Genomic DNA, 13,722 nt, shown 5'->3' with positions numbered 1-13,722 from the left:
GCTCCTTGAGGGAATCAGATTCCCTCAAGGAGCCCTTCACGGACCTCGGCGAATGCGGGGAGCCGGAGAGGTCTCTAGCAGGCGGCGCGCATCAGGGATTCATCTCGTACGCGCCGGAAAGCTCGCGCACCGTCTCCCACACCCGGCCGAACCGTTCGGCGTCCGGCACCGGCTTCCGCAACCCGGCCAGCGCCAGCTCCTGCTGCTTCTCGGTGGAACTCGGCTTCCCGTGCAGTTCGACCGCCGCGACGCTGAAATCCTGTACCAGCACGGCGAACAGCGAAGTCCAGGTCCCTCTCACGACAGCCGGCCCCGCCCGGCGTGATCGCCTGGGCCGCGGCATGGCCAGCCACGGCCTAGACGGTGTGCAGAGCAGCGAACCCCGGGGATGCATTCGCCGGTGCGTGGGATGCCCTGTTCCCGGCGCGATCAGGCCGGGCCTTCGCGGGTGGACGCAGTGGTCCATCAGGCTCTTCGGCGGGCGGTTCGCTATGCCGATCGCGACAGCGAATCCCTCGGCGCGCCCGGACCGTTCACCGAGGTTCGATGGGGGGCTCCAGATGAATATCAATCGCATCCTCCGGCTCCACATCGGGGTCGGAGGGGTCCTGAGCGACAAGTTCCACCGACTCGAGAGTCGATCCTTCGGGAATGTCGAGATCATGAGCCGAAAACACATCAGTAAGCGAATTGGCACTAGAATTGGTCAGACCGACCGATTGGAGCAATCGCGTTCCGTCCGGCAGATGATAAATAATTTCGAACACGGCAGTCCAGTGCGGAGGAAGTTCGATGCGGAGCTCCCGGGTACCGTTGTTCCAGCTCCACGCGCAGGTGCCCTGCGCGGGGTCCGGGTGGTCCGGGAGTTGCAGTCCCGGCCCGGCAGGCGATCCCGGCCGGCAGACTTGAGGCGGGGTGCCCGCAGAAGCTACCTGCACGTTTACGCCAACGAGGGCAATCGCGGCCACCCCTGCGGCACCCCACCGCTTCCAGGATTTCGAGCGCAGACCGCGACGCGAAGACGCCGTCGCGGCCCAATTCTCGCCCGTCACTTCATCCATTGCTTCTCTCCATTTCCTGTCCGGGAATTCCCTTGTTCGCCTTCGTTGTCCGACAACTGCCCGGAGCGATTCCGGCAGCAACAACTCGGCAATCTGAGTTCACCGCATCACGACCTGCCGCACAAGCCTCGGACGAGTGAACGGCAAAGCCGGCCGCCTAGATGACAATTGTTCGCAGCTAGGTGAAAGATTCATTCGCCGGGCACGCCGATGTTCGCGCAATCCGAGACCCCGGTGATCGGCAGTTTCGCGTCAACTGCCGATTCTGGCAGCCATGTCGTGACTCCGGAGGCAGCGGCGCGATGGTGGACGCCTGCGAAGCGCCGGATTCGGCAAGTAGCCCAGACAGAAAACGGCCTCCGCACTACCGAGCGCGGAGGCCGTTTCCGTGGTTTCCCTTACGGATTCATCTCGTACGCGCCGGAAAGCTCGCGCACCGTCTCCCACACCCGGCCGAACCGTTCGGCGTCCGGCACCGGCTTCCGCAACCCGGCCAGCGCCAGCTCCTGCTGCTTCTCGGTGGAACTCGGCTTCCCGTGCAGTTCGACCGCCGCGACGCTGAAGTCCTGCACCAGCACGGCGAACAGCTGGTCCAGCACATCGTCTGACACGCCGGTCAGCTCAGCCTGCTCCAGGATCAGCTGGCCGTAGACGACGAGCGTGAACAGCTCGGTCAGCGAGAGCCCGAAGTCCAGGTCCTTCTGCTGCGCCTCGTCCGGCGTCGCCTCCGACAGCAGGCGCACGAGCACGTCGGCCTGTTCGGTGAAGCGGGCGACGTTCGGCAGGTGCTTCGCGTTCTCATACGCCGGTTTCCAGTCGTGGAACCGGATCTTCGACAGTCCGCGCGCCGGGCCCTGCCGGAACAGGAAGTCGTCGTCCGAGGCGTCGTCGCGGGTCGGGACCGCCGGGTATTCCTGCGACGCGAACAGGTACGCGGGCATGAACTTCGCGATCAGCGCGAGGTTCACCGCGACCGTGCCCTCCAGTTTGGGCAGGCCGTCGATGTCGTTCTTGGCCATCGCGAGGTAGGTGTCGGCCTCGAAACCCTTGGCCGCCACGACATCCGCGACCAGCCCGATCACCTTCTGCGCCTCGGTGGTGACCTTCATCTTGGTGATCGGGTTGTACAGCAGGTAGCGGCGGTCCTGCTGGTTCGCCGAGCGGAAGTAGTCGATCGCGCGGTCGGAGAACAGCTTCATCCCGGTCAGCCGCACGTAGGCCTCGACGAACTCGCGGCGCACGTGCGGGAAATCGGTGACCGGGTGGCCGTACAGGATCCGGTTCTGCGCGTGCGTGATCGCCTCGTACAGCGAATGCGTCGCCATCCCGATGCCGCCGAAGCACAGGTTGAACTTGCCGATGTTGACCGTGTTCAGCGCGGCGCTGAAGGCTTCGGCTCCGGTGTGCAGGATGTCCTCCGCGCGCACCGGATAGTCCTCGAGCCGGAATTCCGCGACGTACATCTGCGACGGCACGATGTTCTTCACGACGTGGTAGTTCGGGTGCTCGGAATCGGCGTAGAAGAACACGTACTGCTCGGGTCCTTCGACGCCGTCGATCCGCCCGAACACCGAAACCGTGCGCGCGCAGTTTCCGTTGCCGATGTAGTACTTCGACCCGTTCGCGCGGTAGCCGCCCTCGCCGTCCGGGGTGAGCACGAGGTCGGACGAGTAGATGTCCGCGCCGTGTTCCTTTTCGGACAGTCCGAACGCGCCCACCCCGCCCTCGGCCAAGGCTTCCGCGGCGCGCTTGCGAGCGGCCGCGTTCCCGCTCTGCCATACCGGACCGAGGCCGAGAACGGTGACCTGGAAGGGGTACCAGTAGTTGAGGCCATAGAAGCCGAGAATTTCCGCCAGCGCGGCGATCCGGCTGGTGTCCCAGCGTTTGTCCGGATTCCCGGCGGAATCCGCGGCCGGGGTGAGGAACGTGGCGAACAGGCCTTCCTTGCCCGCGAATTCCAGGAAGTCCGCGTAGAACTCGCGGTCGTGATACGCCTGCGCGAGACGGCGTTTGCCGCGCGCTTCGAACCAGTCGATCGTCGCCCGCAGCAGCCGCTGGGTCTCCGGGTCGAACTTCCGGGCGTCGTAGTCGCGCGGGTTCAGCAGCGCTGTCGCCGTTTCGCTCATCGCATCTCCAGGTCAGCCGATATTACTGCCCGGTAACTTTAGCGCGGTGCGGCCGCCGGACTCCACCGCGTCCACCCGCCCGCGGCTGTCGCGCCGGAAACGCGCGCTCGGCCTGCGCGTGTCCGAGGCGCGGGCGAGCACGTCCTCGGCGACGAAGACGACCTCGAACGGCGGCGCGGAGAGGATGTCCGGGTCGTCGGTGTCGAGGATCATCTGCGCCCAGAGCGAGCCGTCGCGTTCGGTGATGTCGAAGATGAGCGAGCCGGTCCGATACCGGCCAAGGCAGTCGCCCGGGTCGATTGCCCATACCGGGAGACTGCCCGGTTTCGGCAGATCAGCCAGGTTCTCCAGGCACCAGTCGACGACCCGGGGGCCGAGTGCGCCGCCGCCCGCGCTGTTGGTGAGCACGGTGACCGCCAAGTTTTCGCTCGGCGCCATCACGAACTCCGACAGCTGCAGGTTGCTGACGTTGCCGCCGTGCCGCACCAGCTGCGCGTCGCCGTGGCGAAGCCGCAGCCAGGACAGTCCGACCTCCTCGAACGGCAGCGCGCCCTTGCGCTGCGCGGCGTGCATCAGCCGACGGGTCCCGTCGCTGAGCACCTCCCCGCCGTCCAGCTGGAACCGGGCCCATTTCAGCTGGTCACGGGCGGTCGACCAGAGACCTCCGGCCGGAGCGTCCGCGCGGGAGAGGCCGACGGTGTGCGCGACCGCCGGGCCGTCCTCGCGCAGCGCGTGCCCGACCGCGTGCCGACGGGTCAGCACCTCCCACGGCTGGAAGTACGAGTCGGTCATGCCGAGCGGTTCGAGCAGCCGGGTGCGGACCAGGTCCTCGTAGGTGCCGCCGGACACCGCCTCGGCAACGCGGCCGGCCAGCAGGAATCCGGCGTTGCAGTAGGAGAACACCTCGCCGACCGGAAAAATCTGCGGCAGCTCGCCGAACCGCTCCACCGCGCGAGCGAGCGCGTCGTCGCCCCAGCCGGTGTCGACCTCGATGTCGCCGAGGAAGCCGGACGAGTGCGTGAGAAGGTGGCGCAGCGTCACGGTTTTGGTCGCGAGCGGATCGGACAGCCGCAGCTCCGGGAGATACTCGACCACCGGCTGGTCCAGTTCGAGCACGCCGTCCTCGACCAGCACGAGCACCGCGGCGGCGGCGAACGTCTTGCTGGTGGAGCCGATCATGAACAGCGTGTCGTCGTCCACCGGCGTTCCGGTGTCCACACTGGACACTCCGGTGGTCAGCAGGGTTTCCTTGCCCTCGTGGAGAATCCCCGCCGAGACGCCGGGCACGCCCGCCTCGCGCGCCCATTCGCCCAGCAGTCCCCGGAGTTCGTCTGTGCTCATGCGGCCAGCCTCGCACCCGTCGGCGCGGCGGCGATGGTGGAAACGGACGAACATCGCGCACCCGCTTCGTCGGTTCGCGCGTGGCGGCCTGCGGGCGATATCACGTAGCCCGGCGGATCTTGGGACGGTATAGTGGAGCGTGCGGTCCGCTCAGTTCTGCCTCGGACCGCGTTTCGATGTTGTCGACGACCACGCGCCGCAGCCAACCGAGGCCGCGCCGGGCAGGACAACCGCGCTACGTACGGAGATACTGGACGCCTTCGCGTCCGCACCAACCATGACGACTTTTACTGAACTCGGCCTGCCCAAGCCCCTGGTCGACGCACTCGCCGCGCAGGGCGTCACCGAGCCGTTCCCGATCCAGGCCGCCACGCTCCCGCACACGCTGGCGGGCCGCGACGTGCTCGGCCGCGGCCGCACCGGCTCCGGCAAGACGTACGGCTTCGTGCTGCCCGTGCTGGCCCGCCTGGCCGCCGGCCCGACGCGGCGCCGCCCCGGCCGTCCGCGGGCGCTGATCCTCGCCCCGACGCGCGAACTGGCCACCCAGATCGAGGCCGCGATCGTGCCGCTGGCGCGCCCGCTGGGCCTCAAGGCCACCACGATTTTCGGCGGCGTGAGCGCGAACCCGCAGATCACCCGCCTCCGCGACGGCGTCGACATCGTCGTCGCCTGCCCCGGACGGCTCGCCGACCACATGCGCACCGGCGAGGCGAAGCTGGACAAGATCGAGATCACCGTCCTCGACGAGGCCGACCACATGGCCGACCTCGGCTTCCTGCCCGAGGTCCGCCGCATCATGGCGGCGACCCCGGAACGCGGCCAGCGCCTGCTGTTCTCGGCGACGCTCGACGGCGGCATCGACGTGCTCGCGAAGCGCTTCATGAACGACCCGATGCTGCACAGCGTCGACTCGGCGCAGTCCCCCGTGTCGACGATGACGCACCACGTGCTGCACCTTGAGGAGACCCACCGCCTGCCGGTCCTGGTCGACCTGACCGCCGCGCCGGGCCGCACCCTGGTCTTCACCCGCACGAAGCACCGCGCGAAGGCCCTCACGCGCAAACTCGTCGCGAGCGGCGTCCCCGCGGTCGAACTGCACGGCAACCTCGGTCAGAACGCGCGCACGCGCAACCTGGAAGCCTTCTCGTCGGGCACCGCGAAAACCCTGGTGGCCACGGACATCGCGGCGCGAGGCATCCACGTGGACGACGTCACGCTGGTCATCCACGCCGACCCGCCGGTCGAGCACAAGGCGTACCTGCACCGCTCCGGCCGCACCGCCCGCGCGGGCGCGTCGGGCACCGTGGTGACGCTGATGACCGACGAGCAGGTCGCGGACGTCCGCGCGCTGACCCGGAAGGCCGGGATCTCGCCGACCACCACGCGCATCTCGCCGACGCACCCGCTGCTGGCCGAACTGGCCCCGGGCGACCGGTCGTTCACCGCGTCGCCCCGTCGGCCCGCGGTGGACAACCGCCCCAAGACGGTGACCGCTTCCGGTGCCGCCCCGGGCACCGGCCGACGCCGCGGCGCGCCTTCGGAAAACCGGGGCGGGCTCGGGGCACGGACCGGTTCGCAGTCCCGCCGCTCCGGTGGTGGCCGCGGCGGACCTCGGCAGGGCAGTGAGACTCGGTCTTCGGAACGGCAGCCAGGCCAGGCCCGCCGGGAGGACCAGCGCCGAGGTTCGGGTGCCGGTCGCCGAGGCGCGGAGGGCGCGGGCCGTCCTGCCGCTGGCACCGACCGTCGCGGGTCAGGCCAGCCGTCGCGCAACCGCCGCAACGGTTCCGGCGGGCGTCGGCAGCCGAACTCCTGAGAGCACTCCAGCCGGACGGGGTTCTCCGCCACCGTGGTTTGAGGAATCGGATCGCCGTGCCGAAAATTCGCTGCGCGGCACGGCGATCCTTCCCTGGCCTGGCTCCATGGAGCATCGAGGGAAAGTCGTGCGCTGGGAAGTCGACGAGGGCTGGGGAATTCTCGAATCACCCGCCGTCGACGGCCCGATCTGGGCCCATTTCTCGATGATCGAGGCTGACGGCTTCCGGTCCCTGACGGCCGGGGAAGACGTGCGGTTCGCCGTCGAGCGCGCCGAACAAGACGGCTGTCACTGGCGTGCGATCCGGGTGCGCACCGCCTGAATCAGCTCAGCAGGAACAGCAAAAACGGCCCCACACCCAGAACCAACAACACCGCCGCGTTCGTCTTCCGGTACTCCACCAGCAACGCCACAAACTCCCGCAGAAACGCGCTGGGCACGAAGTACGACGCCGTCCGAGCCCCGATCACGTTGAGCCGCAACCCCAGTTGCCGCGCGAGCACCGCCGTGCGGAAGACATGGTAGTTGTTCGTCACCGCCAGGATCGGCCCGGAAAACCCGCGCTCGGCAAGCAAAGCGACGCTGAACCGCAGGTTCTCGCTGGTCGTCGTAGCCCGATCCTCCAGCACGAGCTGCTCCTCCGGAACCCCGGCCTCGACGAGATACCGCGCCATCGCGGCCGCTTCCGAAGTCAGTTCGTCCGCGCCTTGCCCGCCGGACACCACCAGCACCGCGCCCGGCGACCGTTGCTGCACCTGGACCGCGCGGTCGAGTCGGCTGGCCAGCAGCGGCGGCACCCGGTCGCCCTGCAGCCCGGAGCCCAGGACGACCACCGCCGCGGCGCGGAGGCGGCGGGTGACCCGGCTGTAGAGGATCGAGTACAGCAGCAACGCCGTGAACAAAAAGGCCAGGTAACCGGTCACGAACAGCACCGCCATCGCGGCCACGCGCAGCAACGGCGCATCGTCGATGACCAGCGCACTCACCCCGAGCGCGAACACCGCGAGCAGGCCGAGCCCGGCCAGCAGCGACAGCAGGTTCGCGAGCCGCCGGCCTTCCCTTCGCAGCATCACGACGCCGTTCGCGATCAGCGCCCACGGCAGTGCCAACGCGCCGAGCCCGCAGACGAGCGCCACCAGCGTGACGATCGCGATCTGGGCCCATTCGATGTGCTTGAAGAACGACAGCAGCCACAACCCGGTGAAGCCGAGCGCGACCAGGAACCACACCGCGTTGCCGACCCGCCGCGGTTCGCGCGCGAACCGGACGACGAACACGAGCACGGAAGCCAGCGCGAACAGCCCGGAGGTCATGGTCCAGCATTCTGCTTGGCGTGCCCGTGCGTCGCGCGGGCAGGTACTCAGAGTGACGTCGTCAGGCCCCGCGCGCGCAGCACCGACCGCTCCAGCGGACGGAACACGATCAGCTCGATCGCCACCCCGACGAACAAAATCAGGAAAATCGCCGCGATCACCATCGGCATCGAGTTGTACGAGGACCCGTCGTTCAAATACGTCCCCAGCCCGACGCCGAGGCTCGGCGAGCGCGCGATCAGTTCCGCGGCCATCAGCGAGCGCCACGAAAACGCCCAGCCTTGCTTGAGCCCGGCCAGGAACCCGGGCAGCGCGGCGGGCAGCAGGATGTGCCGGGCCGCGGCGAAGCGGCCGGCGCCCATCACCTTGCCGACGCGCGGCAGGATCGGCGGGATCTGGTCGATGCCGGACACGAGCCCGTTCGCGATCGACGGGACCGAGCCGAGCAGCACGACGAAGTAGATCGCCGCGTCGTTGATGCCGAACCAGATCACCGCGGCCGGCACCCAGGCCACCGACGGCAGGCTCTGCAACCCGCTCAGCAGCGGTCCGATCGCGGCGCGCACCACGCGGACCTTCGCCACCAGGATGCCCAGCGGCGTGCCGAGCACGACCCCGGCGGCGAAGCCGAGCGCGGCGCGGTGCACGGAGGTCCAGATGAAACCGAACACCGAGCCGTTGGTGACGGTGCCCCAGAACTCGGCCCAGACGTCCAGCGGCGCGGGCAGCGTGGTCTCCGGCCAGAACGCGGCGGCCCACAGGAGCTGCCAGATGACCACGAGCAGCACGAGCGCGCCGACCGGCGGCAGGAATCCGCGCACGAACCGGCGGCGCAGCGACGTCGGCCGCGCCCCGGTGGGGGTGTCGAGCCGGTCCAGTCCGGCGCCGACGGCTTCGTCTAGGTCGGGGGCCGCCTGGTCAGGCTGCGGCATGGGTGCTGATCACCTTTCGCAGATCGGCCGTGATCTCCTCGGCCAGCAGTTCGGCGTCGGCGGACGGGACGTCGTGCCATTCGCGCACGACCCGGCCCGGACGCGACGACAGCAGCACCACCCGCTGGCCAAGCCGGACAGCCTCGCGCACGTCGTGCGTCACGAACAGCACCGAAGTACCGGTGCTGCGCCACACCCGCAGCAGTTCGCTCTGCAGCACGTCGCGCGTGATCGCGTCGAGCGCCGCGAACGGTTCGTCCATGAGCAGCAACGCGTTGCCGTCGTCGCCGCCGACGCGGTGGGTCGCGGCCAGCGCGCGGGCCAGCGCGACCCGCTGCCGCATGCCGCCGGACAGCTCGTGCGGACGCTTGCGCGCCGCGTCGCTCAACCGCACCAGATCCAGCAGCTCAGCAGCCTTTTCCCGGCGCTCGGACCGGCCGAAGCCGGCGAGCCGCAGCGGCAGTTCCACGTTCCGGGACGCGGTCAGCCACGGCATCAGCGCGGCCTCCTGGAACATCACCGCGGGCCGCGAGGTGGTGAGCGTGATTTCGCCGGCGGACGGCTGGTCGAGTCCGGCGACGAGGTTCAGCAGCGTGCTCTTGCCGCAGCCGGACGCGCCGAGCAGGCAGACGAACTCGCCCGGTTCGACGGTCAGGTCGACCCCGTCGAGCGCGGTCACCGCGCCGCCGGCGGAGCCGAACACCTTGCCGACGCGGTCGAGATGCACGGCGGCGGTCACTGGTCGCGCCAGGGTGGTGGTCATCGCGGATCGCCTTCCGGTCGGGACGTCACTTGGCCAGTTCGGGCGCGTTGACGGCGGGCAGCTGCTGTGCCTTGAGGACCTCGTTGAGCGGGCCGAAGTCGGCGAACCCCTTGAGGTCCACCACCTTGTCGACCACGCCCGCGGTCACCGAGTCCTTGGCCAGCTGCGGGAACTGCGCGGGCACCGGGTCGGTGGTCAGTTCGATGTTCGCGAACGCGCGGTCGAGCACGGCCGGGCTGAGCGAGCTGCCGGACAGCTCCTTGAGCGCTCCGTTGACCACGGTCTTCGCTTCGGCCGGGTTCTTCTTCGCCCAGTCGATCGCCTGCAGTTCGCCCTTCAGCAGCGCGCGCACGGTGTCCGGGTGCTGCTTGAGGAATTCGCTGCGCACGATCGCGACGGTGGTCGGGAACCGGCCTTCCGGCCACAGCGCCTTCTCGTCCACCAGGACCTGCGCGCCCGCGTCGGTCACCAGCCGCGACGACCACGGCTCGGGCAGCCAGCCGCCGTCGACCTCGCCCTTGCGGAACGCGTCGAGCGTCTTCGGGTTGTCCAGGTTGGTCACGTTCACCTGCCCGGTCAGGTGCTTCTCGGCGAGGAACTTCTTGAGCGCGACGTCCTGGGTGTTGGCCAGCTGCGGCGTCGCGATCGTCTTGCCCTTGAGCTGGTCGACCGACGTGATCCCGGGCTTCACCACCAGCTGCGCGCCGCCGGTGACCGCGCCGGACACCAGCTGGATCGCGCCCTTGGACTTGGTGAAGGCGTTGATCGCCGGCCCGGAGCCGATGAACGCGACGTCGAGCGAACCGCCGAGCAGCGCGTTCACTTCGGACGGACCGGCGTTGAACGTCTGGGTCGTGAGCTTGGTGCCGCCGAGGTTCTGCGCGAAGAAGTTCTTCTTGACCCCGATCAGCGCGGGCGTGTGCGTTACGTTCGGGAAGAAGCCGACGCGCACCTCCCCGGCGGCGCCCTGGTTGGTCGCGGCCTCGGTGCGGTCCGCGCGGGAACACCCGGCGAGCGCCCCGAGCGCCGTCAGCGCGGCGAGTGCGGAAGCGAGCAATCGGGTTCGCGGAAATGTACGCACAAATGGCCCTTTCGCGGTCAGCGGAACGGGGCGAGAATGACACGTTCACCCGCGAGACTGCATATGCATCCGCATCCCGGGAAATTGTGTGGGATTACTTGACAGGCGCGGGCCTCACCTGCTTGTCAGGAGCGAGACGTCGCCGAACTCGTGCCACAGATACTCCCGGCGCACCGCCGCGTCGTAAGCCCGCTGCACCAGCTCCGCACCCACGACGGCTTCGAGAAGCAGCAGGTGGGACGCCTCGGGCGCGTGCAGTCCGGTGATCAGCCCGTCGACCGCGCGGGCGGGCCGGTCCGGGCCGAGCACGAGTTCGGTCCAGCCCGCCGCCGCGGTGACGAGTCCGCCGGGATTAGCGGCCGATTCAATCGCGCGCACCGCGGTCGTCCCGACTGCGATTACGCGTCCACCCTGGTCGCGCACCCAATTGACCAACGCGGCAGTCGTCGCCGGAACGCGAAATCGCTCGCCGTACGGCGGTTCCCCGGCTTCCGGCGACGAGACGCCGGTGTGCAACAAGATCGGCGCGAACAACACGCCCCGCGAGACGAGCTGAGTGACCAACTCCGCGGTAAACGGCCGGGCCGCGCTCGGCATCTCCGCCGAACCCGGATCGAGCGCGAACACAGTCTGGTAATTCGGCAACGGCCACGCGCGCGGGACATAGCCGTAGCGAATCGGCCGACCGACCTTCGCGAGATACTGCGGGAGCTTGCCTTCCACTTCGATCTTCGCGCGCCACAACCGTTGTGCACCAGCGACGTGCGGCTCGCACAACGTGACGACGGCTCCGGCGGGCAGGTTGAGCCGCTCCCCCGCGCGGCCGTCGAGGAGCGGACCGCCGGGGGTGCGGAGTTCCACGACCCAGGTTCCGTCGTCGAGTTCCGTGGAAAAGTGGACGGTGACGACGTGGTCGTCCCGGACCGCATCGACGGCGGCCGGGAGCGTGCCGGAAGTGTTGACTACCAGCAGGTCGCCAGGCTGCAAAAATGCAGCCAGGTCACGAAAAACGGCGTGCTGCACGCCGTTCGGACCGGCCGCGAGCAGCCGCACCTCGTCCCGGGCGAGCCCGCGCGCTTCGGGCGGCGCGGACGCGCTGCGGTCCTCGGCGAGGTCGAACCGGGTGCGTGGAGCGGTCATGACTGCACCTGCAGGTCCGCCGCCTTGAACCGGCCGCTCGGCGGACGTTCCTCCAGCAGCCGCAGGAAAGCCGGTACCGCGGTCTCCGGCAGCGGCCGGTCCGAAATGTCCTCGCCCGGGAAAGCGGCCTGGTGCATGGCCGTGCGCAGATCGCCGGGATCGACGGCGTACACCGCAATGTCCGGATTTTCCACGCCCAGCACCGCGCTCACGTGGTCCAGCGCGGCCTTCGCCGAACCGTAGCCGCCCCAACCCTCGTACGCCTCCACGGCGGCGTCGGAGCTGATGTTGATCAGCACTCCCTTGGCCGCGGCGAGCGCGGGCAACAGCAGCCGGGCGAGCGCGAGCGGCGCGAAAACGTTGGTGCGGAAGACAGTTTCCAGCTCGTCCGGCGGATACTCGGCCAGCGGCGGCAGCGGGCTGACGCCGAGCGTGCTGGCGTTGTTGACGAGCAGGTCGAGCCGGGGTCCGGCGGCTTCGGCCAGCTGGGCGCGGTGCGCGGGGTCGGTGACGTCGCCGGGCACCGGGGTGAACCCGGCGTCGGCCGCGGCGGCGCGCAGCGTGCCCGGGTCGCGTCCGGTGCCCAGCACTGTCCATTCGCGACGGACGAGAGCCGAGGCGAGCGCCCGGCCCAGACCGGCGGAAGCGCCGGTGACAACAGCGACTGGCATGGTCCCTCCAGAAGTAGGCACCTGCCAGCGTGCGACCTCTACCTTACTGGAGGTCAACCGGCCGGCGGCCGCGCAGCACCGTGTACGCCACCAGCGAAACCACGAACCCGGCGTAGTAGGCCAGATCCGCTCCGTGCAGCGCCGCGGCGACCGGTCCCGTGTAGACAGTCGTGTTCATGAACGGCACCGCCGCCGCGAAGCCGACCACGAACGCCACGATCGCGGCCCAGCTGCGCACCGGACGGCGCAGCTCAGCCAACACGTCGACTTCGCGGCCGCGACGCGTGCGGCGCAGCCAATCCGGCACGACGACACCAAGGAACGGCGGGATCCAGTAACTCACCACCAGCAGCACGTTCTGGAACTTCGCAGCCAGGTCGCCGCTGTGCATCCAGAGAATCAACGCGAACGCCAGCACCGTCACGACCACCGCCGACACCGGACGACGCACCCGCACGCCGACAGTCTGCAGCGCGAGCGAACCGCTGTAGTCGTTCATCGCGTTGGACGACACCGCGGCCAGCGCGATCACCAGCAACGCCACCGCACCCAGCACACCACCGCCGAGCAGCGTCGACACTCCGGCGGCGGTCTGGTCGCCCAACGCCGTGCCGAGTGCGAGACCAATGCCCTCGCCGAGCGCGTACGACGCCGTCAGGCCCAGCAGCGTGAACCAGAAGACGCCGCTCGGCCGCGTCGAAGCGGGCAAGTAGCGGCTGAAATCCGAGGCGTAAGGAGCCCACGAAATAGCGAGGCTGAGCGTAATGGTGGAAAACAGCACGACGGCACCGGCGAAATCGCCGCCGGTCGCGGAATCGGCGAAGGTGATCGGGTGGTCAAGCACCACCTTTACCGCGAGCGCGACAAATGCGACAACCAGCACCACGCTCATCACGGCCTGGACCCGGTGGATCACCGCGTAACCGAATACGCCGAGCGTGCACTGCAGCACCAGCACCACGAGCACCGCGGCCCAGAACGGCAGCCCGGTGAGCTGGGCCAGCGCTTCGCCGCCGAACAACCCGACCAGCGCGTCCCACGCGATCGAACCGAGCCATTGCACCAGGCCGGGCAGCACGACGCCGCGGCCGAACGGAAGCCGTGCGAGCGGCAGCTGGCCGGTTCCGGTGCGCGGACCCCAGGTGGACAGCCACGCGACCGGCAGCGAACCGACCACGGTGCCGATCAGCGCGATGACGAACCCGGTGGTGAACCCGAGCCCGAGCGTCGCGCCGAGCGTGCCGGTGAAGACGGCGGTCATGGTGAGGTTCGGCGCGAACCACACCCCCGCCAGCCGCCACGGCCTGCCGAACCGGTTCGCGTGCGGGATCGGGGTGATTCCGTGCGTTTCGATCGCGAAATCCCCTGCTCCGGACGGCATCCGGCCACCGAAGACCTCGGCGTCGATTCCGCTCATGCCCTGCCCTTTCTCCCGGCTGACCCGTGAGTCTGAACCGGAGCGCCCGGCCGCGCCAATACTC

12 protein-coding genes and 1 pseudogene are annotated in these 13,722 nt (G+C 69.2%); 2 read left to right on the top strand and 11 right to left on the bottom strand.

The features are described from left to right. Window positions 1-91: 91 nt before the first annotated feature. The 4 genes and pseudogenes from CU254_RS06180 to CU254_RS06170 form a co-directional block, all read right to left on the bottom strand. Window positions 92-280 (bottom strand): annotated as a pseudogene (locus tag CU254_RS06180) (acyl-CoA dehydrogenase); the annotation flags it as partial. 253 nt (window positions 281-533) lie between these two features. Continuing rightward, the gene (locus tag CU254_RS42905; protein ID WP_158687995.1) at window positions 534-1,061 is read right to left on the bottom strand and encodes a hypothetical protein; all 528 of its coding nucleotides are present in this window, start codon (window positions 1,059-1,061) and stop codon (window positions 534-536) included. Between the two features lie 398 nt (window positions 1,062-1,459). Further along, window positions 1,460-3,187 (bottom strand): acyl-CoA dehydrogenase, encoded by a 1,728-nt coding sequence (locus tag CU254_RS06175; protein WP_009073803.1) that lies wholly within the window; start codon window positions 3,185-3,187, stop codon window positions 1,460-1,462. 12 nt (window positions 3,188-3,199) lie between these two features. Further along, window positions 3,200-4,528 carry a serine hydrolase gene (locus CU254_RS06170; RefSeq protein WP_037716692.1) on the bottom strand — a complete coding sequence of 443 codons (1,329 nt, stop codon included), beginning with the start codon at window positions 4,526-4,528 and terminating at the stop codon, window positions 3,200-3,202. 277 nt (window positions 4,529-4,805) lie between these two features. On the opposite strand from CU254_RS06170, the gene CU254_RS06165 reads away from it, so the two are divergent. Together CU254_RS06165 and CU254_RS06160 are read left to right on the top strand one after the other, a co-directional pair. Next, a complete protein-coding gene (locus CU254_RS06165) occupies window positions 4,806-6,341 on the top strand; it encodes a DEAD/DEAH box helicase (RefSeq protein WP_009073799.1) in 1,536 nt (511 codons plus the stop codon). Window positions 6,342-6,447: 106 nt separating this feature from the next. Further along, the gene (locus tag CU254_RS06160; protein WP_009073797.1) at window positions 6,448-6,663 is read left to right on the top strand and encodes a cold-shock protein; all 216 of its coding nucleotides are present in this window, start codon (window positions 6,448-6,450) and stop codon (window positions 6,661-6,663) included. 1 nt (window position 6,664) lies between these two features. Here CU254_RS06160 and CU254_RS06155 read toward each other — a convergent pair whose 3' ends face one another. From CU254_RS06155 to CU254_RS06125, 7 genes are all read right to left on the bottom strand, one after another. Beyond that, on the bottom strand, window positions 6,665-7,654 hold the full coding sequence (locus tag CU254_RS06155; RefSeq protein ID WP_009073795.1) for a YdcF family protein: 990 nt from the start codon (window positions 7,652-7,654) through the stop codon (window positions 6,665-6,667). A 47-nt stretch (window positions 7,655-7,701) separates the two neighbouring features. After that, a complete protein-coding gene (locus CU254_RS06150; protein ID WP_009073793.1) occupies window positions 7,702-8,586 on the bottom strand; it encodes an ABC transporter permease in 885 nt (294 codons plus the stop codon). Beyond that, window positions 8,573-9,349, bottom strand: coding sequence for an ABC transporter ATP-binding protein (locus tag CU254_RS06145; RefSeq protein ID WP_009073791.1), 777 nt, complete (start codon window positions 9,347-9,349; stop codon window positions 8,573-8,575). Before CU254_RS06145 ends, CU254_RS06150 begins: the two co-directional genes overlap by 14 nt. 25 nt (window positions 9,350-9,374) lie before the next feature. Beyond that, entirely contained in the window at window positions 9,375-10,430 is a 1,056-nt protein-coding gene (locus tag CU254_RS06140; protein WP_009073789.1) for an ABC transporter substrate-binding protein, read from the bottom strand. Window positions 10,431-10,544: 114 nt separating this feature from the next. Beyond that, entirely contained in the window at window positions 10,545-11,570 is a 1,026-nt protein-coding gene (locus tag CU254_RS06135; protein WP_009073787.1) for an S-adenosylmethionine:tRNA ribosyltransferase-isomerase, read from the bottom strand. Further along, on the bottom strand, window positions 11,567-12,241 hold the full coding sequence (locus CU254_RS06130) for an SDR family oxidoreductase (protein WP_037712712.1): 675 nt from the start codon (window positions 12,239-12,241) through the stop codon (window positions 11,567-11,569). The genes CU254_RS06135 and CU254_RS06130 overlap by 4 nt, the downstream gene beginning before the upstream one ends. A gap of 43 nt (window positions 12,242-12,284) precedes the next feature. Further along, window positions 12,285-13,658, bottom strand: a complete 1,374-nt coding sequence (locus tag CU254_RS06125) for a cytosine permease (RefSeq protein WP_009073783.1) — start codon at window positions 13,656-13,658, stop codon at window positions 12,285-12,287. Window positions 13,659-13,722: the final 64 nt, after the last annotated feature.

Origin of the sequence: Amycolatopsis sp. AA4, assembly GCF_002796545.1 — a bacterium.
Lineage (GTDB): Bacteria > Actinomycetota > Actinomycetes > Mycobacteriales > Pseudonocardiaceae > Amycolatopsis.
This window is presented reverse-complemented; position numbering and strand designations above follow the sequence as displayed.